This window comes from Corallibacter sp. (genome assembly GCF_048381695.1).
GTDB classification, from domain to species: Bacteria; Bacteroidota; Bacteroidia; order Flavobacteriales; family Flavobacteriaceae; genus Corallibacter; species Corallibacter vietnamensis.
Genome location: NZ_JBLXHI010000002.1, coordinates 523,596 through 546,796, shown reverse-complemented (window position 1 = coordinate 546,796; position 23,201 = coordinate 523,596). Strand labels below are relative to the sequence as shown.

At 34.2% G+C, this 23,201-nt stretch carries 14 protein-coding genes; 7 read left to right on the top strand and 7 right to left on the bottom strand.

All coding sequences use genetic code 11. The annotated features are described in order from the left end of the window. Positions 1-55: 55 nt before the first annotated feature. A complete protein-coding gene (locus ACN5J3_RS06185) occupies positions 56-2,404 on the top strand; it encodes a two-component regulator propeller domain-containing protein (RefSeq protein WP_418511143.1) in 2,349 nt (782 codons plus the stop codon). Further along, positions 2,404-3,126, top strand: a complete 723-nt coding sequence (gene recO, locus ACN5J3_RS06180; RefSeq protein ID WP_418511142.1) for a DNA repair protein RecO — start codon at positions 2,404-2,406, stop codon at positions 3,124-3,126. The genes ACN5J3_RS06185 and recO overlap by 1 nt, the downstream gene beginning before the upstream one ends. A gap of 64 nt (positions 3,127-3,190) precedes the next feature. Here the strand turns inward: recO and ACN5J3_RS06175 are convergent, their stop codons facing one another. Further along, a complete protein-coding gene (locus ACN5J3_RS06175; protein ID WP_418511141.1) occupies positions 3,191-8,584 on the bottom strand; it encodes a T9SS type A sorting domain-containing protein in 5,394 nt (1,797 codons plus the stop codon). A gap of 115 nt (positions 8,585-8,699) precedes the next feature. On the opposite strand from ACN5J3_RS06175, the gene ACN5J3_RS06170 reads away from it, so the two are divergent. Then, positions 8,700-9,170 (top strand): regulatory protein RecX, encoded by a 471-nt coding sequence (locus ACN5J3_RS06170; protein WP_418511155.1) that lies wholly within the window; start codon positions 8,700-8,702, stop codon positions 9,168-9,170. A gap of 60 nt (positions 9,171-9,230) precedes the next feature. On the opposite strand, the gene ACN5J3_RS06165 is transcribed toward ACN5J3_RS06170, so the two are convergent. From ACN5J3_RS06165 to ACN5J3_RS06155, 3 genes are all read right to left on the bottom strand, one after another. Then, positions 9,231-11,390 carry a T9SS type A sorting domain-containing protein gene (locus ACN5J3_RS06165; protein ID WP_418511140.1) on the bottom strand — a complete coding sequence of 720 codons (2,160 nt, stop codon included), beginning with the start codon at positions 11,388-11,390 and terminating at the stop codon, positions 9,231-9,233. Positions 11,391-11,523: 133 nt separating this feature from the next. Continuing rightward, positions 11,524-12,372: a cupin-like domain-containing protein gene (locus ACN5J3_RS06160; RefSeq protein ID WP_344726677.1), complete on the bottom strand. Its 849-nt coding sequence runs from the start codon at positions 12,370-12,372 to the stop codon at positions 11,524-11,526. Between the two features lie 58 nt (positions 12,373-12,430). Next, complete coding sequence (locus ACN5J3_RS06155) at positions 12,431-14,248, bottom strand: TonB-dependent receptor (RefSeq protein ID WP_418511139.1); 1,818 nt, start codon at positions 14,246-14,248, stop codon at positions 12,431-12,433. Between the two features lie 78 nt (positions 14,249-14,326). On the opposite strand from ACN5J3_RS06155, the gene ACN5J3_RS06150 reads away from it, so the two are divergent. The 4 genes from ACN5J3_RS06150 (at position 14,327) to ACN5J3_RS06135 (ending at position 19,463) form a co-directional block, all read left to right on the top strand. Next, positions 14,327-15,835: a PLP-dependent aminotransferase family protein gene (locus tag ACN5J3_RS06150; protein ID WP_418511138.1), complete on the top strand. Its 1,509-nt coding sequence runs from the start codon at positions 14,327-14,329 to the stop codon at positions 15,833-15,835. Between the two features lie 42 nt (positions 15,836-15,877). Further along, positions 15,878-17,137: a Y-family DNA polymerase gene (locus ACN5J3_RS06145; protein ID WP_417290512.1), complete on the top strand. Its 1,260-nt coding sequence runs from the start codon at positions 15,878-15,880 to the stop codon at positions 17,135-17,137. Beyond that, a complete protein-coding gene (locus ACN5J3_RS06140) occupies positions 17,131-17,577 on the top strand; it encodes a LexA family protein (protein ID WP_417290513.1) in 447 nt (148 codons plus the stop codon). Before ACN5J3_RS06145 ends, ACN5J3_RS06140 begins: the two co-directional genes overlap by 7 nt. 74 nt (positions 17,578-17,651) lie before the next feature. Next, positions 17,652-19,463 carry a sodium:solute symporter family protein gene (locus ACN5J3_RS06135; RefSeq protein WP_418511137.1) on the top strand — a complete coding sequence of 604 codons (1,812 nt, stop codon included), beginning with the start codon at positions 17,652-17,654 and terminating at the stop codon, positions 19,461-19,463. A 55-nt stretch (positions 19,464-19,518) separates the two neighbouring features. Here the strand turns inward: ACN5J3_RS06135 and ACN5J3_RS06130 are convergent, their stop codons facing one another. From ACN5J3_RS06130 to ACN5J3_RS06120, 3 genes are all read right to left on the bottom strand, one after another. Further along, complete coding sequence (locus ACN5J3_RS06130) at positions 19,519-19,812, bottom strand: F0F1 ATP synthase subunit epsilon (protein ID WP_418511135.1); 294 nt, start codon at positions 19,810-19,812, stop codon at positions 19,519-19,521. Between the two features lie 61 nt (positions 19,813-19,873). Beyond that, the gene (gene atpD, locus ACN5J3_RS06125) at positions 19,874-21,382 is read right to left on the bottom strand and encodes a F0F1 ATP synthase subunit beta (protein WP_418511133.1); all 1,509 of its coding nucleotides are present in this window, start codon (positions 21,380-21,382) and stop codon (positions 19,874-19,876) included. A gap of 169 nt (positions 21,383-21,551) precedes the next feature. Then, complete coding sequence (locus tag ACN5J3_RS06120) at positions 21,552-23,198, bottom strand: SGNH/GDSL hydrolase family protein (protein WP_418511132.1); 1,647 nt, start codon at positions 23,196-23,198, stop codon at positions 21,552-21,554. Between the last annotated feature and the right edge of the window lie 3 nt (positions 23,199-23,201).

Below are 23,201 nucleotides of genomic sequence, written 5' to 3'. Positions count from 1 at the left end.
TTTTTCGTTTTAAGTCGTTAGTTATAAATATATTTGAATGCATAAAAAAAGTCATATGTTTAAAAAGCTTATTCTTGTTTTCATTTTTTTTATTCCACTAGTTAATTTTTCTCAAGATTATTCTGCTCTATGGGATGAGCATTTTTCATACTTAAACATTAAAGATGTTACTCAAAACCAAAACAAACTTTATGCAGCTTCTGAAAATGCCATTTTTGTTTATGATACCGAAACTCAAGAAATAGAAACCTTAACAACCGTTAATGGTTTGTCGGGAGAAGCGATATCTCAAATACATTATAGCGAAGCTTACGAGTTATTGGTTGTTGGTTATGAAAATGGGTTGATGGATATCGTATTTGATAATGATGATGACGTATTAACAGTTATTGATATTTTAGAAAAACCTACAATTCCTCCAGGAAGCAAGATAATTAATCATTTTAATGAATACCAAGAGTTTTTATATATAGCAACAGATTATGGTATTTCTGTTTATGATTTAAGCCGTTTAGAATTTGGAGACACCTATTTTATAGGTAATGGAGGATCTCAAATAAGAGTGACACAAACCACTGTTTTTAATGGTTTTATTTACGCATCTTGTTTAGATGCTAATGGTCTTAAAAGAGCATTAGTAACTAGTGATGATTTAATTGATTATCAAGAATGGGAAACATTTAGAGGCGGTAACTATAGAGCTGTACAGGCAATGCAAGAAAAATTATTTCTTTCTAGAGCAGATAGAAGTTTCTTTGAGATTATAGATAACGCAATGAATCTATTGGTAAGATATGATGATTTACCACTAGATGTTAGAGCTACAGAAAACTATTTAGTTGTAACAACGGTAAACAACGTGTTTGTTTACGATATAAATTTTACCCTTATTTCTCAAATATCGGTAAGTGACCCTTTTATTACAGATTTTACATCTGCTACAGTAGTTGCAGAAAATGTATATATAGGCACAAAAGACTTCGGTGTTTTAAATGTGTCGTTAAATGCGCCAACTGAATTTCAAGAGTTACACCCTAATGGGCCTTTAATGAATGCTTCTTTTTCTATAGAAGCTTCTCCTAATAACCTTTGGGTTGTTTATGGGGATCATAATTTAACATACAACCCATCACCTTTAAAATCATATGGATTTAGTCATTTAAACGAAGAAAGTTGGGTAAATGTTCCTTTTGATAGTGTGCTTAATGCTAGAAATTTAAGTGAAGTTTCTGTCAATCCTTTTAACACCAATCAAGTTTTTATTAGTTCTTTTCACGATGGTTTATTGGAGGTCAATGATGATTTACCAACTATTTTATACAATCAAGAGAATAGTGGTTTAGAAAGTTTAGTTGTTCCTGCAGCCCCAAACTATGTCTCAATACGTACAGGTGCTTCAATTTTTGATACTAATGGTGTTTTATGGACAATGACAGCGAGGGTAGAAAGGCCTTTAAAATCTTATGATCCTTCAACTGGAGAGTGGAGTAGTTACAATTTTAGTAGTTTAATCGCTGACCCTTTAGAAGGTGAGTGGGGATATAGTGATATTGACATTGATAATAATAATACTAAATGGATAGGTGGTTATAATTACGGTTTGATAGCTTTCAATAATAATGGAGGGAATCAGCTGCTTGCAAGTATTAAAGATTTAGAGAATAATATGCCTTCTAATTATGTGACAAGTGTTGCCGTAGACAAGCAAAATCAAGTTTGGGTAGGAACAACAGGTGGATTAAGGGTATTGTATAATACAGGAAGTATCTTTACTGATGATAATGCAAGTGTACAAGAAATCATTATTTTAGAAGATGGTGTTCCAAAGGAATTATTATTTAGAACATTTGTTACAGATATAGAGGTTGATGGTTCAAACAACAAATGGATATCAACCGTAGGGTCTGGAGTTTTTTATTTTTCTGCAGATGCTCAATTAACATTATATCATTTTACTAAAGAAAACTCTCCATTACCATCAAATAATGTTGTTAATGTTGCTTTAGATAGCTCTAACGGTCGTGTTTATTTTGCAACAGACAAAGGACTTGTTTCTTTTCAGGCAGGCGGATCTGAAACTCAAGAAAGTATTGAAGAGGCTTATGTGTATCCAAATCCGGTAAGACCTACCTTCAATATCACACAAGAGAAAGTAAAAATAAAAGGAATATCAGATAATATCAACATCAAAATTACAGATATAGAAGGTAATTTGGTTGCTGAAGCGCAATCTAAAGTCAATTTAAGATATAAAGGTTATAATTTAGAGATTGATGGTGGAACAGCGTTTTGGAACGGAAAAAACTTATCAAATAATGTCGTTGCTTCAGGTGTTTATTTAATAATGCTTTATGATTTAGACTCCTTTGAGACCAAGGTTTTAAAAGTCATGGTTGTTCGCTAATGTTAGGTTCTACACAAGCAATAGTTTTATCAAAAATTAAATACCGAGACAACGATTTAATTGTAAAATGTTACACGCTTAATAGAGGTGTTGTTAGCTACTTGTTGCCGGGTGTTTTAAAAAGTAAAAAAGGAACTTCTAAAGTAGCTTATTTTCAAGCTTTATCTCAATTGTTAATTGAAGAAGACTACAGAAAAAATAAGTCTTTGCATTATATCAAAGATGTGAAAATTAATAATGTCTATCAGTCTTTACATTCTCATGTTATTAAAAGTGCAGTAACCATGTTTGTAGCTGAAATATTGTCTTTAGCTTTAAAAGAAGAAGAAAAGAATCAGACACTATATAGTTTTCTAGAAACGGCTCTTTTATGGTTTGATACAGAAAAAGAATACGCTAACTTTCATTTACTTTTTTTAGTAAAGCTCACAAAATATTTGGGTTTTTACCCAGAGTTGCCAAAGCAGAATGACAAACCTTTTTTTAATTTAGAAACAGGAACTTTTGAAAGTATAGAAGTTGGAAACTACAGTATATCAGGCAAAAATGTTGATGTTTTAAAACATTTACTGGCAGCAACTTTTGATACTGTTAGTAGTATAAAATTAAAGTCAGAACAACGTCAGTCATTTTTGAATATGTTATTACTTTATTACGAGTTACATATCGGTGGTTTTAAAAAAACCAAGTCGTTAGACATATTTGGACAAGTATTTAGCTAAAACAAAAAACCAATACAAACTCATGGAGTAGTGTATTGGTTTTTTTGGTTTTATAATTATGTTTTTACTTCTTCACCATTTTCTTTGTAATTACATAATCGTTATCTAACTGTACTTTAGCAATGTAATTAGCTTGGCTTAAATGCGACAAGTTGTAAGTTTCGTTGTTTGAGTTTCCTGTGGCAGAAAAAACTTCTCTTCCAAGCATATCAATAAGTGTTATCCTTTTAATTTGATACGCGGCATTAACTTTAAATGTTGTGTCGCCATTATTATCAATAATAGTTAGTCCGTTATCATTTATAGTGTTTTCATCAATAGACAATAAGGTGTCAGTAAATACAATCTCAAAACGATCATTGATTTCACCAGCATCGGCAGTAAAACTATATGGTTGTTCAAGCAGATTGTGTGTTATGTTTAATGAATAATCTTTTAGATATATTGTTTGATTTTCCGTTTCAAAAAAGCCGTCTATTTCAGCAATGGCAATCGTATAATTATCGTTATCAACGGTTTTAATACCTAACGGAATACGATCTGTAACATCAAACGGTAACCCACGACCTTGAATTACAAACGGTTTGTTTTCTATCACAGAATAAAATGATTGCTCTTCTTTAAGTACTGTTAAGGCATCAAACATTCTATCTCGCTCATGTGTTGCGCCATTAGTATATCCTAATAAAATTCTATTGGTTGCTTGTGTACTATTAGAAACTAAATCTAACCAAAATCTACCATTAGTATTGTCTTCAGTTTGTTGGTTTGAGCTTCGGTAGAATACAGAGTTATCATAAGATTTGTCTCGCATATTATTTCTAAACTCAATAGTTTGCGTACTAGCTGTTCCATCAATCATATTTACCATAAAACTTTGTCCAGCACCTATTGTTGTGTCTCCAGGACCTGCACCACTACCTAAAGCGTTGTAGGCAATATAATCACTGGCAGTATAGTTTGCAGAAAAGTCATCATAAAACGGATCTGCTATGGCATTAGATGGTAGAGTACCATGAGTCCAAATGTTTACAAAACCATCTAGAACAGTGCTATTAGTAGCATTGGTTAAAAATGTATATGCATCTATTGCTGAAGGATACGGGTTTCCAACTAGGTTCCAATCATCATCGTCATTTGATGGATCAGTACCTCGAGACACAGATACATTTATAACACCATTTAGTGGTACGCCATTATTAAAGGTAGCTGTAAAATTCAAATCACTAGAATTTGCTGGTTCTGGTTGACCATTAGCTCCTCTAACAATATATCCAACGCCAGGAATCATCGTTTCTCCTACAGCAGATACCCAGTTTCCTTGACCTCCATTAGGATTTGATATTGTTGGATTCCATCTGTAAATATGAGCTGTTGAAGAAATATTATTTACTCCATATCCTGTGACAGGTGATGACCAATAAACATAATCGTAATTTCTTACAGAAGCACTGCGTAACATGCTAATGTTTCCTGTATTAATACCGGTGTCATCACCTTGTACTAATGAACCATTATTTTCAATGTTAAAAGTACCATTGTTTGTAACTCCTAGGTTTACATAGGTATATCTTCCAGAAGTAACAGTCAAGGTTTTACCAGTGTTTATGGTAAGGTTGCCGTGCATGTGTAAATCATTTGAAGTACCCGTGTTGTAGTCATTGTTTAAAATAACATTATAGAACTCTTCTGTTGTAATAGGAGGAATTGGAGTAGCTCCATTTACAACGTTTTGGCTTGTGTTTCCTGTAAAAACAATAGTACTATTACCTTCTAAAAATGCATTTGTTCCTCTGTTGTTAATCCAATCGCCATATAAATGTATTTGACCGTCTGATGTGGCATTATTACCATCGTCCATGTCTAGAGTTCCTGATGATTCAATAAGTAAATTTCCGTGAACTTCAAGTAGGTTATTAATGTTATCTGAAATCTCAACACGGCTTCCAGAAATTGTCAAATTATGACTGTAAGCAATATCGTTAAATTCATCAGAGTAATTTGCCGTGTAATCTATAACCGCATTGTTTGATGCAGAGTTATCAATTTTAACATCCGTAGATGATTTAGGAACAGCAAGACCTTCCCAGTTTGCACAGTTGAACCAGTTTGTATCAACATCACCAACCCATTGTCCAGCAGGGTTGCTTGGGTTTAATAAAAATGTTTTTCCACCGCTATTAGCTGTGTTGTCAGTAGGATCAAAATTATATGAGCCTAAATCCCAATTTCCTGCTACATCAGAAACGTTGTTAACAATTTCTCGTATAGTAGCTAGACCGTGTTCTTTGTCATTTTCATAATAACCTCTAATAGAAGAGGTGCTTTCAACATTGAAACAACGTAATTCCGGAGGTAATCTAGATTCTCTGTTGTTACCACTATCATCGCCATTACAAGCGCTTGTAAGGTCTACCCAAGGAATTCCAATAGTAATACCATGAAGTAGTGTTCCTGTGAAATAATAATTAGCTTCATCAGGGTTGATAGTTCCGTCAGATACAAAGTCTCCTTGCATTAAGTATAACTGGTCATCACTTGATGTTGAAATATTAGGGTAAGAACCAGGTGTGATTACATTTGCAGAAAAGTCGGTTGTTCGAGTAGTCGTTGTTGTGCCTTCAGTAACAGAGGCATTTACAATAAAAGCATTGGAATTTGTAATTTCAAAACGTAATACAGAACCCGCAGGAATTATTGCGCTTCCAGTGTAAGTTATTTTAGCTTCAAAAGGTTGTTGATCAGCGCTGTCACTTCCGCCACCCCATTTATTTGTTCTTACGTTAGCAGCAGCTCCAGCTTCAAATCGAGAGTTTACAATAGAAAACTCGGTTCCAGCTGTGATGTCTACAAGTGTTGCAATTAAAAATTCATCTTCAGAACCACTTCCGTTTATCTGTCCATCATAACCAACAAAAATTAACTCACCAGGATTAAAAATTGTTGAGGTTGTTACGGTTAAAGTAGCAGTGTTTGATGTTGTGTTTCCACATGAATTGCTTACTATAACTTGATATAAATTACCGTTATCTGTTAACTGAATATTATTTAAGCTTAATGAGTTGTTGTCTGTACCAATATTTGTCCAAGTTGATCCACCATCAGTAGATACTTGCCATTGATAATTTGATGCGCTTGGGCTATCTACTACAAAAGCAGCAGAGCCACCAACACCAGTACTTGTATCGCTTGGGTGTGAATCTATTGTTGTTGTTGAGGTTGTTACTGAAACGGCATAAGGACCTATTTCACCATCAGACCAGCATCCCTCAACTGTGTTAAAAGCTCTTACATAATAATCTCCAGATGCAGTAACAGTTAAATTGTTTGAAGCGTTATTTGTTTGATCTTCACCTAATGATATGCTTTGCCAGTAATAAGCAACATTTGCTGGAGCAGTTCCGGAAAAACTTAATGATGTACTTGCTGCACAAACAGGAGTTGCACCAGATATTGTTCCTACTGGATCAGCTGCTGGTGTGCAAGATGGTGCACAATAAATTTCAACTAAATCAATGAATACCCTCATTCCTGATATTGTTGAAAACTCTAGAATCGAGTTATCAGGAACAGATGTGAAAGTGGCTGTGTAGGTGTTGTAAGACCCATCAATAATCGTGTTGAAAAATTGAGAAACACCGTTTAAAGTAACTGTAACTTCATTTTCATTACTATCCCAACCTTCAGCAGTAAACTGCACGGTTAAGTCTCCAGAAATACCAGTAAGAGCATTTGTTGAAATTGAACCAAAACTTGATCCTGATGCCAATCTTTTAGCACTGGCTCCGCTATTTATAGTATAACCACCAGTAGTAGGAAAATCCCTTCCGTTAATTGAAAAACAAGGTCCAGAAACTGTTTTTTCATCATCAGTCAAAGGGGTTGAGGTGTTATAATTTGGTCCTCCTGCACAACTACTATCGTTAAAGGCAAATACAAAAAAGTAATATTGTGTAGTTTGAGATAAACCTGTAGCTGTAAATGTTGTAGCATTAGAACTTTGTACCACAGTACCACTACCAATAGTATCACCAGCAGAATAGGTTGTTCCATTTACAGGGTTAGCTCCTAAAGTTGAAGAAGTGCTTACAACAACCAAGTATTCATCAGCTGTAGTTGTTGAGAATGAACCATCAATTGATGAGTTTGTAATGTTGCTAAGTGTTAAGTTTGTTGGTTGGTTGGTTGGTGCTGTACATGGTGTAGGTGTAGTAACACAAATATCGAAATCACCTTCAGTTCCTCCTCCATACTCCCAAACTCTAATGTAAACGGTAGAGCCTACTGTAAGGCCAGGTGCTGTGGCTAAAGACATGTTACCAGAGCCTCCATCATCATTGCAAACCTCTTCTGTCAAACTACCACAAGTTCCAGTATATATCGAAACACCTGTATCACTAATACTCCCATTTTGTGAGGTTTCCACAGTAATTTCTCCAGAGGCAGGAACAACTACAGAAAACCAAACATCAGGACCAAGAGAGGAACAACTAGGATTACTAATACCACTATCTGTAGCTCCTACATTGCTATATGTTTGATAAGTACAAGAAGCGTTTGGAGTTAAACTTATAGCGCCACTACAATCATTATTTACAGGCGGAGGTGGTGTTACATCTCCACTAACATCAATAGTAGGTGTTGATGATAAACCTGATGTAGCATTTGTCATTGTAATTGTACCTGAATAGCTTGTTTGAGCTAACCCGCTTACCAATCTTACATAAATGGTGTTGGTGTTATTAGCATCAAAAGCAGGTATATTTACCGTGTTATTGTATGGTCCTGCAGCAGATGTAGCAATTTCGAAATTTGTAGGTGCAGTAATATCAATGCCTGCTGTAAGTAACGTACCTTCTATATCAAAACTTTGTGGTGTTGATGGGCCATTTCCAAAACTGTAATCTAAACCAGTTATTGTGCTTGGTGTAGCAGTGATGGTTGGACCAGACGGAGTATCTTGCTTGTACAAAACTAAATCTATTTGAGACCCTGTATAACAAGCAAAACGAGGAGCTGATGGGTTATATTGTAAATCTCTGTTTGTTATAGCAATATTTGAGAAAATGAAATTTCCACCACTATATGTAATATTCCATCGTTGGTTATTGGATGTTACAGTATTCACTATTTGAACATTATTGCTACTACCTGAATAAGAAATATATCTTGAAGAATCTTCGCTATAAATAGTTTTCCCAGACCCATTAGTCTCTATTGTCCAAATAATTGTAGCATCCGGATTTGTTATAGTTCCACCGACAGGAGAAATAGCTGTTCTTGCCAAATAAGTGCCATTATGAGAGTTGTTCATTGCATATTCCTCATTACTTTCAGCAATAATATAATTACCATCTGTTAATTCTGCCAAAGATGTAATTTGGTTGTAAGTCTGCCCAAATCCAGTAATAGTAAGGCATAGAAATGCTATTAACAAAATAATGTAGTTCTTTTTCATAGGGAAAATTTCTTTATTTTTACAAAAAATGCTTACAAATATATGTCAAATAACTTAATTTTCAAGGTGTTGTGTGTTTATGGGTTATTAACAAATTGTTACTAATTTTGTCATGATGCAAAAACATAAGACATATACAGTAGAGGAAGCCAAGCGAGCTCTAGAAAGTTTTTGTGCTTATCAAGAGCGTTGTCATAAAGAAGTTGTTAGTAAATTAATAGCTATGAATATGATTCCAGAGGCTCGTGATGTGGTTATTGGTCATCTTATAGAGCATAATTTTTTAAACGAAACACGATTTGCTAAAGCTTTTGTTCATGGTAAGTTTAGAATAAAAAAATGGGGTCGCATTAGGTTATCACGAGAGCTTAAGTTTAGAGATATAAGTACATACAATATTAATTTAGCACTTAAAGAACTTTCTGACGACACTTACTTAGCTACTTTTCATGATTTAGCAGAAAAAAAAGCTTCATCTATTAGAGAGAGTCATCCTTTGAAGAAAAAGAAAAAACTTGCCGATTATTTATTATATCGCGGTTGGGAAAGCCATTTGGTGTATGATAAAATAAACACACTAGTATAAAAAGCAAGAAGCAACTTATGGTATGTAAGTTGCTTCTTTTTGTTTTGGTTGGTGTTTTTTTTAGTTGGTAAGTATCTTTTTTGAGATAACAGCACCATTATTTAGGGTGACTTTTGCTACATAAGTTCCATATTTTAAGTTAGGTAACTTATATGTTTCTGTAGTATTATTAGCTTTTAAGTTATAAACCAAGCTACCATTAATAGAATAAATTTGAACAGCCGATAAAGTGTGGCTATTATTTGTTTTAAATGTTATTTCTTGGTCATTTTCTTGAATTATACTTAAGCTATTTTCTAATGCTGATACATGCGATGTACTTAATGTGTTGTTGTTGAAAACAATCTCAAAACGGTTGTTAAATTCACCTGTAGCTGATGTAAACGTGTAGTCGGCATTCTTTATGTCATGTGTTACATTAAGTAAATTGTCTCTTAAATATATTGCATTGTCACTAAAAAACTCACCTTGAAATTGTGCAATAGATAATGTGTAAAGTGTAGCTTCTTCTATGGCAGAATAAAAACCAATAGAGATACTTTCATTTTGGTTTATGCTACTAGGAGATTTTCCTTGAATAGCATATTTACGATCGGTATCATTTTCTATAGTGGTATAAATTATAGCAGCAACATCAGATGATAAGTTTCTTGTAGTATCATACGAAGGACCATCATCAGCGCTTGTAGCACCAGTTACATACGCTATTAATGCTTGATTAAAAACACCGTTATCAGATGTTAAATTTACCCAAAGCTTATTATCGTTTTGATTTCTGAAAAACTGGCTGTTACTTGTGTTATCTGCAATACGCATGTTATTATTAAATACAACATTGCCACTACTTAAGCCTTGAACAAAGAAGCCTTGTCCAGAAGGTATGGTTCTATTAGGAATAACAGGTTTTCCTCCGGCAATTTCACCACTACCAGCATTTATGATAGCATAATCATCTGTGTTGAAGTTTAATACCTGATTACCATTATTGTCTGAAGCTGGAGGCGAAGCATGAGACCATAAGTAAATAGCACCACCAATAACAGAAGCATTTTCAGCAAAAAAAGCATCAGCGTCTATAGCAGATGGATATGGATTTCCGATAAAATTCCAGTCATTATCACCGTTGTCACCATTATAATGTATAGGTGTATTTATAATACCTGTATTAAAAGGGCCTTCAAATTGGCAATTATAAGTATCACCAGGTGTAAAACCAGAAGATTTAGATGTTATCGCATAACCAGCTCCTGGAGTAAGTACGTCAGAATCATTTAAAACAGCCCAATCATTTCCGTCATCGTCAATATCATCATGACCAGCAACGTAAGAGTTTCCATTTTCAGATTCTTCTAAAACATCTAAAAAATTTGCTGCATCATACCAATAACGTCTGCTTTGTTGAGTTGTAGGAAAAGCTTCAGCAGCTGTAATACCATTAACAGGAGAACTCCAATAAGTATAATCATACCAATTAGTAAGTTGTGATGTTTCTTTAATTACTACTGATGTTCCGCCTTCGCCAACGGCAAATGTAGCCGAGTTGTCTATTTGTACAACAGCTCCTTTTGAAGTTACAGTTAAGTTACCGCTGATGTTAATGTTTTTTTGAACACTAATAAATGTATTGTCGCTTACAGTACATGTTTTTCCAGAGTTTACATTAAGCTCCCAAGCGTTAATGCTGCCATTTAATGCCGTATCATAATCTTCAGCAATTGTTATGATAGAGTTTAAGTCAGGTAAACCATCGCTCCAAGTGCTGCCGTTCCACTCAGTTGACTTTCTAACACACTCACCTGATAAGCTTATGCTTTCAAGTACAGATGGATATCCGCCGTGAGCAGGAGCAAGTATTGTCATTACATCGCTATAAAAACCTATAGATAATCCAGCAGCCAACCTCACATAAATAGTCACACTGCCAGCACTAATAATTGTGGCATCTATGGTTAATTCGTCTGTGAAACCAGATAGGGGATTTAGTGAAACTTCAAAATTTGATGAAGTTATTAAGGTGTATTCACGTGCTAGCGCATTCTCGTCAAGGAGCACAAATGTTTGGTTTAAAGAAGGACCGTTTTGATATACGTAGTTAAAGCCTGTTAAAGAAATAGGAAGTGCATTTGTCATTTTTTTAGAAAAATGATCATTTTTTGTACTAAACCCAGATAAAATTAGGCATAGGCATATCAGGAAGGAATAGTTTAGTAGGTTTTTCATTAGGATGAGTTGTTTAGGTTAATTTGGGGTGACTAATAACTCTATTTTTGAAAAAAAATCAAAGAAACGTTGCTTTTTTTCGATGAAATGCATGTTTTTTGTTGAAAACGTAAGAAAAGGAATATGTAAAACTTTAACCTTGTGTGTCAATCAAAGCTTTTTTATTTTTCCAATCAATCCATTTTTGACCTCTTATTCGTCTCATAGCATTATCAAAATGTCTCATAATAATGATGTTATATAATGCTTGACTTAAATTGGTAATTTTTTTAGGAACAGACCTTAAACTCATAGAGAACCCTGGAGTTAGGTATTTCATATAATGCCAATAACCTTCTGGCATGTATAGAATTTCTCCGTGGTTTAACTGTGTTTCGTATCCTTTAGCGTGTTTTAATGCGGGCCACTTGGTGTAATCAGGATTTGAAAAATCTATATCCTCGCGTGTAATTAATGAGAAAGGAATTTTGTATAGATACTTATTCTGTTTTTGATCAAATAATATAATTTGCTTTTTACCTTCAAAATGAAAATGGAAAATATTGGCTAAATCAATATCGTAATGCATAAAGGTATGCGAGTTTTTTCCACCGAAAAACAGCATAGGTAATCCTTTCATGAGTTTTAGTCCAAAATCAGGATACTTAAAATCGTGCTGAAGTTTTGGTACTTCTTTTAAAACATTCCAAAGAAAAATACGATACTTTGTTGGTTCAGATTTAAGTAAGTCAATATATTCAGACATTCTCATTTTGGCATGAGGCTCATTAAAACCGTCTTTATAATTTACAGGTCTGTCATCATAAAGTGGTACAATTTTATCTCCTGCAACATCTTTTATATAATCTAGTCGCCATTTAGAATATGCCGGCCAATCTTCAATAAAACGTTCTATTACCACAGGTTTTTGTGGTTTGTAATAGTGTTTAATGAAGTCCTCTTTAGTTATTGTTTTTACTCGAGGAATATCTTGAAGATGCAATATAAAAGCCTTGAAAAATTAACGCTTCAAAGTTAAGAAATTGTAAATAATATTGCGGTTATTTAAAGCTGTATTTTAGTCCAAATAACACATTGCCTTTTATTGCTGGTACAAGGTTGGTTTCTGTATAATCTGCGTTAAAAATGTTATTTGCCATAATTGAAAAATCTAAAGCCTTGAACGTGTAGTTTATACTTGCATCATAAACGTTATAGCTTTCGCCTGCTGTTCTTTCGGCATATCTGTAAGCAATAGTTTGAGATAAATTTTTAATAAATTGACTTTTAAACGATGCTGTAAATTCATGTTTTAAAGAGTTTATCGAGTAACGAGAAAAATTGGCAGCTACATCTTTTAAGTCTTCTTCTAGAAACGTATACCCTAATTGAATGTTTTGATTGAAACTAGATGCTAAAAAGCTGTAACTTGTGTTAGCCTCAAATCCTATGGTGTTCAACTTGGCTATATTTGTTGCTTGCCAAGGGTCTGTGGCTGTGTTTTTAACATAGTCAATGAGTTTTTTAGAATCTCTGTTAAAAAATGCTCCTGTAAAGCGAAACTTATTAAGGTGTAATTTAATACCTAGTTCTTCTGATACTGCTTCTTCTGGTTCTAAACTATCGTTTCCTAATTCTGTTGGGCTTGAGTAATATAAATCTGTATATGTTGGTATGCGATATGTGTAGCCAATGTTTCCATATACTTGTAATACATCATTTATTTTATACCCTAAATCTATACCTGGAAATGCATGAAATTTAAAATCTGTAAAATAACTTAAAGCAACACCTGGCGTAATAGATAATGATTCATTAAATAAAGAAAAACGATGTTCTAAAAATACATTAGTCATAAATCTATCATGTTGGCCTAAATTATTACTAGATATAAAGGTTTGAGATAAATCTACACCAAAGCCTGTAATCCCTAATCTTGAACGATATGACGCGTTTACTTCTGCCCCAATCTTGTTGGTTTGATGTAGATTTCTGTATGCAGGTGGATTATCACGAATAAACAAATACATATCTTGATTTCTTCGCCAGTAAATACGTGGTTTTAATGTTAGTTTTTCCTTTTTTATTTCAGTTGATAACCCGATTAAGCTTGTTTGTGTTTCTTCATATTGATCTTTAGCTGTTGGTGACGCATAAAATCCGTTAGCTCCAAAATTGCGTTCTTGATAGTTTGCTATAAATGATATAGGTAGTTTATTTTTATTAAACGTACTTTTTATAAAATAGCTTTGGTTATCATAATCTGTATTATAACGATATCCTTCTGATGTGTTTCGAGACACATGTATAATATGAGAAGCGTTTTCTTGATTACTTCCTACGGTAATGTCAGCATTTTTTTGACCATAAGAACCAGCTTCTACACCAATTGAAACGCTATCATCTATACTGTTTTTAGTAACAATATTTATGGCGCCTGTAAAAGCATTTTGTCCAAATACGCGCGCAGCAGGTCCTTTTATTATTTCAATACGCTCTATAACTTCAAGCGGTAAAGCCATGTTTAGTGTATGATGCCCTGTTTGAGCATCTTCAAGTTTCATACCATCAATAAGTAAAAGGGTTTGATCAAAACTTCCGCCGCGAATGTATAAATCGGCTTGGCTACCATCAGTACCACGACGTCTTACATCAATACCAGCAACTTGTTGTAGTAAATCTGCAATATTATTGGTTGCACTCTTTTTTATATCATCACTTGTTATTATAGAAATTGTTCTAGAATTTTCTTTAAATGGTAATTCAATTCTAGTTGATGTTATTACTACCGAGTCTAAATCTTGCTGTTGTTGTAGCTTTTGCCCTTGCGTAGTAAATGTAAAAAGTGTAATTAATATAGATAATGTAATTAATCTCATAATAAAATAGATTCGTGTTTTTTAGCGCGGCAAAATTCGTAACTTTCCGGATTATCAAAATAGTCCAGTTTTAAAACAATGAATAGTCCGGTTGATGATATATTAAAATCGTTAGTTCAATTTGAAAAATCACCTAATACAGCTATTTATATTCAAATAGCGCAACAAATTATAAATGCCATACAGCGAGGGTATTTACCTGAAGGTACTGCATTACCTGGTACTAGAAAATTTGGAGAGCTATTAACTATCAATAGAAACACAGCTGTAGCTGTATATGATGAGTTGGCTTCTCAAGGTTGGGTTGAAATAGTTCCTAATAAAGGAACCTATGTACTAATGCCAGAACGAAAAACAGCAATTATAAAAGGAACTTCACAAAGTTTAGAAGCTTTAAAAACATATCCTAAAAAAGCTGGTTTCCCATTTCAATCGTCTTTTAATTTAGCCTCTACAGAAGAGTTTACACAAAGTGATTATGTTATTAATGATGGGCAGCCTGATTTACGTTTGCATCCTACACATCAATTTTCACGTTGGTATAGTGCGTCTATGAAACGTACATCGTTAATATCTAAATGGAATTTACCACAAGATCAAGCCTATAGTATGTTCAATAAGCATTTGTGTAATTATCTAAATGCGACACGAGGGTTTCATATTCAACCTCAAAATATCATGAGTACACGTAGTACGGAAATGAGTTTGTATATTGTTTCACAGCTTCTTATTAAAAAAAATGATATTGTTTTAGTTGCTGATTTAAGCCACTACAAATCAAATATGATTTTTCAGCAGGCTGGAGCTCATATTAAAACAGTTCCTGTTGATGCTAATGGTATTGATGTTGATTTTATTGAGAAGCACTTCACAAAAAATAGTATTCGCTGTGTATATGTTTGCGCGCATAGGCAATATCCAACTACCGTAACACTTTCAGCTGAAAGACGTTTAAAGCTTTTACAATTAGCAAAAGCTTACGAGTTTGCAATTATAGAAGACGATTTTGATTATGATTTTCAGTTTGATGGTTCAGCTATGTTGCCTATGGCAAGTGCTGACGGACAAGGTGTTGTTATTTATTTAGGGCGTTTAGGTCAGTCGTTCTTTCCAAGTTTTCAGGTAGGGTTTGTAGTGGCTCCAGAGAATATTGTAAATGAGACTAAAAATTACCTACAATTACTTGATAAAAAAGGCGATTTAATTCAAAAACAAATACTTTCTGAACTTATTTCAGAAGGTGAAATACACCGTTTAATAAAAAAAAATATTACCGTTTATAAACAAAGGCGCGATTATTTATGTGCTTGTCTGGATACGTATTTTAATGAATTAGCGGATTGGGATATTCCATCAGGCGGTTTGGCGGTTTGGGTGCGTTTTAAATCGCATATATCACTTATTAAATTAGCAGAACAAGCGAAAACACATAACCTGTTTTTGCCTAAAACAATACTTTATCAAAATCAGCATGTCTGTGCTATTAGATTAGGTTTTGGGCATATAAATGAAGATGCTATTGAAACAGTTGTAAAAAAATTGAAAAGTGCTTATAATTTGATAGTAGCAACTAATGATGATATCTAAAAATAATGTAATTTTAAAAACATTTTTTAGCTGAATCATAACATGTTTGCACTAGTAGATTGTAATAATTTTTATGCCTCTTGTGAACGGGTTTTTAATCCCAATTTACAAGGAAAACCTGTTGCTATATTAAGCAATAATGATGGTTGTGTTATATCGCGTAGCGATGAGGCCAAGGCTTTAAATTTACCTATGGGTGCGCCTATTTTTAAGTGGGAATCTTTCTGTAAGCAAAATCAAATTCAAGTACTTTCATCAAACTATCCGTTGTATGGAGATATGAGTAATCGTGTTATGAAAATTCTTGAACAGTTTACTCCCGATATTGAAGTATACAGCATTGATGAAGCTTTTTTACAGTTTAAAGGATTTGAAAACTATGATATTAACGACTATGGAAACCAAATACGTCGTCGTATTTTAAAATGGACAGGTATTCCTACATGTGTAGGTATTGCGCCCACAAAAGCATTAAGTAAGGTTGCCAATAAAATAGCACGAAAATTTCCTGAACATACCAAAGGTGTTTATGTTATAGACTCTGAAGAAAAACGCATAAAAGCCCTAAAGTGGATAAAAATTGAAGATGTTTGGGGAATTGGTCGCAGGTTGGCAAAACGTTTAAAAATTAAAAACTGTCATACCGCTTTTGACTTTACACAACTTTCTGATGCATGGGTACGAAGTAATTTCTCTGTTACAGAATTAAAACTGAAACATGATTTAGAAGGGTCACCAAGTATACAATTAGAAGAGGTAACAAACAAACGAGCCATCGCTACAACACGTAGTTTTGATTTTTCTTATAGCGATGTAAATTACATTAAAGAACGCGTTTCTACCTTTGCAGCCACTTGTGCTGAAAAATTGCGAAAGCAGGAATCATGTTGTTATATGATAATGGTAACTTTGAGTAGTGATAGGCATAAAAAAGAATTGCCACAACATAGAGAGACACGGATGATAAACCTAGCGTATCCTACAGATTCCACATTAGTAATCAGTAATGAAGCGGTAAAAGCTGTGGCAAGTATGTATAAACAAGGTATCAAATACAAACGCGCAGGCGTTATTGTAATGGGATTAGTGCCAAATGATAATTTTCAATTACATTTGTTTGAACATCAAAACCCAAAGCATAAACCCTTAATGTCTACTATAGACAAGCTAAACACAAAATATAAAGACTATAAAGTAAAGCTTGGAAATCAAGATTTAGAACGCACTTGGAAAATGCGTCAAGAACGATTATCACCAAAATACACGACCAATATTAATGATATAATACAAGTAAAATGCTAGTGAAACAAACATCTAATTTAACCTTTTTTACACCAGATATATCAGAAGACACATCATCAGGAGCTCTTTTTGTTGATGTAGGCATTTCGGCTGGATTTCCATCGCCTGCAGACGATTTTAAAGAAGAGCGCTTGTCTCTTGATAGTATGTTGGTTAAAAATAAACTAGCCACATTCTATGCGCGTGTTTCTGGACAAAGTATGATAGATGCTGGCCTAGATGATAATGATTTGTTAGTTATTGATAGAAGTTTAGAACCAGAGCATAATAGAATAGCTGTTTGTTTTCTTGATGGTGAATTCACTGTAAAGCGCTTACGTGTAGAAAAAGATGGTGTGTGGTTACAACCAGAAAATGCAAACTATCAGCCTATAAAAGTCACTGAAGAAAATGAGTTTGTAATTTGGGGCATTGTAACCAATGTGATTAAAAAGGTGTAATTTTTTTTCAAAAGCAAGCTATACATCAAGATTAATACATATTTTGTAGATTATTATTGAAAATAAAGTTGTTCATGATTCAATTATCTACAATAGATTATATTCTTATCATTTCATTCTTTGCAATAACCCTTTTTGTAGGTGTTTTTGTTTCTAAAAAGTCAGGAAAAAGTGCTTCTGAATATTTCTTGTCAGGACGTAATATGCCTTGGTGGTTGTTGGGACTTTCTATGGTTGCAACCACTTTTTCAACAGATACACCCAATCTGGTAACAGATATAGTGAGAACCAATGGTGTTTCTGGAAACTGGGTTTGGTGGGCTTTTTTACTCACCGGATTGTTAACAGTATTTGTCTATGCTAAATTATGGCGAAAGTCTAATGTCACAACCGATATTGAATTTTACGAACTTCGCTATGGAGGTAAACCAGCAAAATTTTTAAGAAGTTTTAGAGCTGTTTATCTAGGAATCATTTTTAATATTCTTGCAATGGCGGGCGTTACTTTAGCGGCCATAAAAATAGGCGGTATTATGCTAGGTTTAGAGCCTTGGCAAACAGTAGTTGTCGCAGGTTTAGTAACAGTTGTTTTTAGTGCACTTGGAGGCTTTAAAGGTGTTGTTTACACAGATTTTATACTGTTTTTTACAGCTATGGCAGGTGCTATTGGAGCTGCTTATTACCTTGTTGGGTTGCCTGAAATTGGAGGTTTAGAGAAGTTATTGGCGCATGAAAACGTTACTGATAAGTTATCATTATTGCCTGATTTTAGTAATACAGAAGCATTAATCACATTATTAATTATTCCTCTAGCAGTTCAATGGTGGAGTTCTTGGTATCCAGGAGCGGAGCCTGGTGGAGGCGGCTATATTGCTCAACGTATGTTGGCAGCAAAAAATGAAAACCATGCTATTGGTGCTACCTTCTTTTTTAATATTATGCATTATGCATTACGTCCTTGGCCATGGATTATTGTTGCTTTAGCATCTCTAGTTTTATTTCCTGATATTGCTAGTATTCATAAAGCTTTCCCTAATGTAGCAGAAAGTAAATTAGGACATGATTTGGCTTATTCTGCTATGCTAACAAAGTTGCCTGCAGGTTTATTAGGACTTGTGTTAGCATCGTTAGCAGCAGCTTATATGTCTACCATTTCTACGCATTTAAATTGGGGATCATCTTATGTGGTAAATGATTTTTATAAACAACAAATAAATAAAGACGCTTCAGAAAAAGAATTAGTTACTGTGGGACGTATTTCTACAGTCGTTTTAATGGTTTTAAGTGCTTTGCTGGCTTTAGTTTTGCAAAATGCATTACAACTTTTTGACATTATATTGATGTTTGGAGCAGGTACAGGCTTAATTTTTATTTTGAGATGGTTTTGGTGGCGTATCAATGCTTGGAGTGAAATATCAGCAATGTTAGTATCAGGAGTTGTTTCTATGGTATTAACTTTTACCTCATTAGGAGAGGTTTTATTTGGAATTGATGGAGTACTGCCTGCTTGGGCAAAATTTCCTTTTATTGTTTTAATAACAACTATTGCTTGGATTGTAGTTACATATCTGACGCCAGCAGAAAACACTTCAGTATTGCAAAGTTTTTATCAGAAAACGCAACCAGGTGGTCCAGGATGGGCTAAAATTATTACCGATGCAAACAAAGAAGGCGTTGATATAACTACACAATCTGAACGTTGGAGCGTTCCTTCAGGAATCATTGCTATGCTATTGGGTTGTGTGCTTATTTATAGTTGTTTATTTGCAGTAGGATATTGGATTTATGCAGAATATACTTTGGCTATAGGACTTACTTTGCTTGCAGTAATTGCTGCGTTTTTATTAAAACGTGTTTGGAGTAAAGTAAAAGCAAATATTTTATAAATAAAAAACCCTTACAAAATGTAAGGGTTTTTTAAAATATTGTAAAGTATTTAAATTAGTCTGCTAAAATAATTACTTTATTATCTTTCATTTCAAGTGTTCCTGAATTGATTTTTACAGTTAGAATCTTATCATCATCATTATGAGGAACAACTTCTGCATGTAGTTCATCAAAAACCAAATGGCTTTGAGTATGCGTATGAATTTTTATTGACCCAGAACCTAATGCTGCAACAATAGGTGCGTGATTATTTAACATTTGAAACTCACCGCCTATACCTGGTACAGCTACAGAGTCTACTTCGCTACTAAATAATGTTGCTTCTGGTGATACAATTTCTAAATACATATTTTTAAATATTGAGTATTGAGCAATTAGTTGTTATTAAGCTAATAGCTCATTACTAGTTTTACGCTTCAGCTAACATTTTTTCTCCAGCCTCAATCGCTTCTTCGATAGTTCCTTTAAGGTTAAACGCTGCTTCTGGTAAGTGATCTAATTCACCATCCATAATCATGTTAAATCCTTTAATAGTTTCTTTAATATCAACTAATACACCAGGAATACCAGTAAACTGCTCAGCTACGTGGAAAGGTTGAGATAAGAAACGTTGTACACGACGCGCGCGAGATACAGCCAATTTATCTTCTTCAGATAATTCTTCCATACCAAGAATTGCGATAATGTCTTGTAATTCTTTATAACGTTGTAATAACTCTTTTACACGTTGTGCACAGTCATAGTGCTCATTTCCTAAAATATCAGCAGTTAAAATTCTTGATGTAGAATCTAATGGATCTACCGCAGGGTAAATACCAAGCTCTGCAATTTTACGAGATAATACTGTTGTTGCATCTAAGTGAGCAAACGTTGTTGCAGGAGCAGGATCCGTTAAATCATCCGCAGGTACGTAAACCGCCTGTACAGATGTAATAGAACCTTTTTTTGTTGATGTAATACGCTCTTGCATCGCACCCATTTCAGTTGCTAATGTAGGTTGGTAACCTACCGCAGATGGCATACGACCTAAAAGTGCAGACACCTCAGAACCAGCTTGTGTAAAACGGAAGATGTTATCTACGAAGAAAAGTACGTCTTTTCCTTGTCCGTCACCAGTGCCATCACGGAAATATTCTGCTATAGTTAATCCTGAAAGTGCTACACGAGCACGAGCTCCAGGTGGCTCATTCATTTGTCCGAATACGAAAGTAGCTTTAGAATCTTTCATAGCAGTTTTATCTACTTTTGATAAATCCCATCCACCATCTTCCATAGAGTGCATAAAGTCATCACCATATTTAATAATACCAGACTCTAACATCTCACGAAGTAAATCGTTTCCTTCACGAGTTCTTTCTCCAACACCTGCAAATACTGAAAGACCACCGTGTCCTTTTGCAATGTTGTTAATTAACTCTTGAATTAATACGGTTTTACCTACACCAGCACCACCAAATAAACCAATTTTACCACCTTTTGCATAAGGCTCAATAAGATCGATTACTTTAATACCTGTAAAAAGTACTTCAGTAGATGTTGATAAATCTTCAAATTTTGGTGCTTGTCTGTGAATTGGTAAACCTGCGTCTCCAGCTTTAGGTAAATTTCCAATACCATCAATAGCATCACCAATTACATTAAATAGACGTCCGTAAACATCTTCACCAATTGGCATTTGAATAGGAGCACCAGTTGCAGTAACTTCTGTTCCTCTACTTAAACCATCAGAAGAGTCCATCGCAATAGTACGTACAGTATCTTCACCAATGTGAGATTGTACTTCTAGTACTAAAATTGAACCATCAGGTCTTTTAATTTCTAACGAATCATAAATTTTTGGAAGTTCAGCACCAGCTCCGAATTCAACATCGATAACTGGACCTACTATTTGTGCAACTTTACCTGTAACTTTTGACATTACTTATGTGTTTAATATTATGCAATTTAATTGAATGAAAACACCTATTGTTTTCGCGCTGCAAATATATGAGTTTTTAATTTAAAAACCACATCAAATTTTTCAGCTCTTTATCTATAAAAAACGCTCCCATTTTGAGAGCGTTTATATTATGATTATAAAGTATGTTTTATTGTAGCATTGGCGAGTATGTTACGCCATAGTTAGAAACGTTTAATAGGTTTCCAGATGCTTCAAAGTTACTACCATAAGTAGCATCTATAGCTTTCATAATTTCATTTGCCATAACTGCGTAGCCTCTGGCTGTTAAATGAACACCATCTAAACTTATTAAACCTCCAGTTACTAAACTTGTATTTAAAATATAGTCTCCAGTAAAAATACCAGATGTAGATGCTTCTTCTAAAATACCTTTAAAGTCAACTAAAGCTAATCCGTTGTCAGTTGCTGCAGACTCAATGGTTGCATTGTAAGCATCAGTAGCTGTTTTTATAGATGCTTGTTCGCTAGGAATCAACACCCATTTATCTTCTAAAGGTAAAGTAACACCTTCAACAGCAAATTGCCCTGCAACTTGAGCAGGAAGGCCTTGTCCTACTAAAAACTGCGCGTAAGCTTGATTTACTTGCCCAATAATAGAGCTACTTGGTAATACGAATAAGTCATTTTCTGTTGCTTGTCTAGTTTGTCCATAAGTTTGTCCTAAAAGGTTAGCTACTAACTGAACAACAACGGGGTTACTACCATCTAAACCAAATTGTGCTAAAAACGCAGGAAATGTAGGACTGTTATTTAAAGCTGTTGCTATTTGAACAGAAATATCAGCTAATGTTTCATCTCTTATTACAACCGGGCTTGCTTCTGTTTCAGAGAAAACTATGGCGCGACTTGGATCTATAGCTTGAAATATTGGGTTTAAGGCTCCGAAAACATTATTTAATGTAGGAATTTGAGGCCCAAAATCAGGATTAGAAGGGTCTAAAGGATTATGTGGCACTGTTGTAAAATGCGCTAAACTTGTAATATAAGGAACGTTTCCTACAACGCCTTTAGCGTTATTAGTTCCAATTAAAGCGCTTACAGCAGCATTAAATGATGTTGCAAAAACATTAGGGTCAGTAATGTCATTAGCTCCATATGTTGCAGGGTTAAAGTTTCCTGTTTGGTCTACACCTGTTCCTCCTGATAGAGCGTAACCTAAAACATCATTTCCTCCTATTTCTGATAAAGAAAAGAATGTAGGACTTTGAGCCACTGCATCTCCTAAAACAGTAGCACCAGCACTAGATGCCATTCTACCAAAATAAGGATTTAATGTACCATATCCAGCAATTCCTAAATGAAAACTTTTCATTCCTGGAATTCCATAGTTATTAAAAGGACCTGTTAATACATTTGTTACTTGTGTTGTTGGAGTAGCAGGTAACATAGCAGGGCCACTACCATCAAAGTAGAACCTAGGGTTTGCAAGAACCGTAGTTCCTGCAACTAATCCACCAATGTTGTCATTCATTAGGGGTTGTGAAAATGTGCCACCACCAACTAATGCAAACTTTTGAGAAAGCATATTTGGGAATGAATTTTCTTGACCTGCAATGAATAAAGCTCCATCTGTATAACCACCACTAAAAGAAGCTCCTACTGCTATATATTTAGAGAAATCTGCTTCACCATTAGATAATTTAGGTTTAGGTGCTTCAATATTTGTTGTTAAACTGTCATCGTCACTACTACAAGCTGATACAGCAAGTAGAGTAGCGAATAACCATATGTATTTTGATTTTGTTTTCATAATCATTGATTTATTCTTTTTCATGGC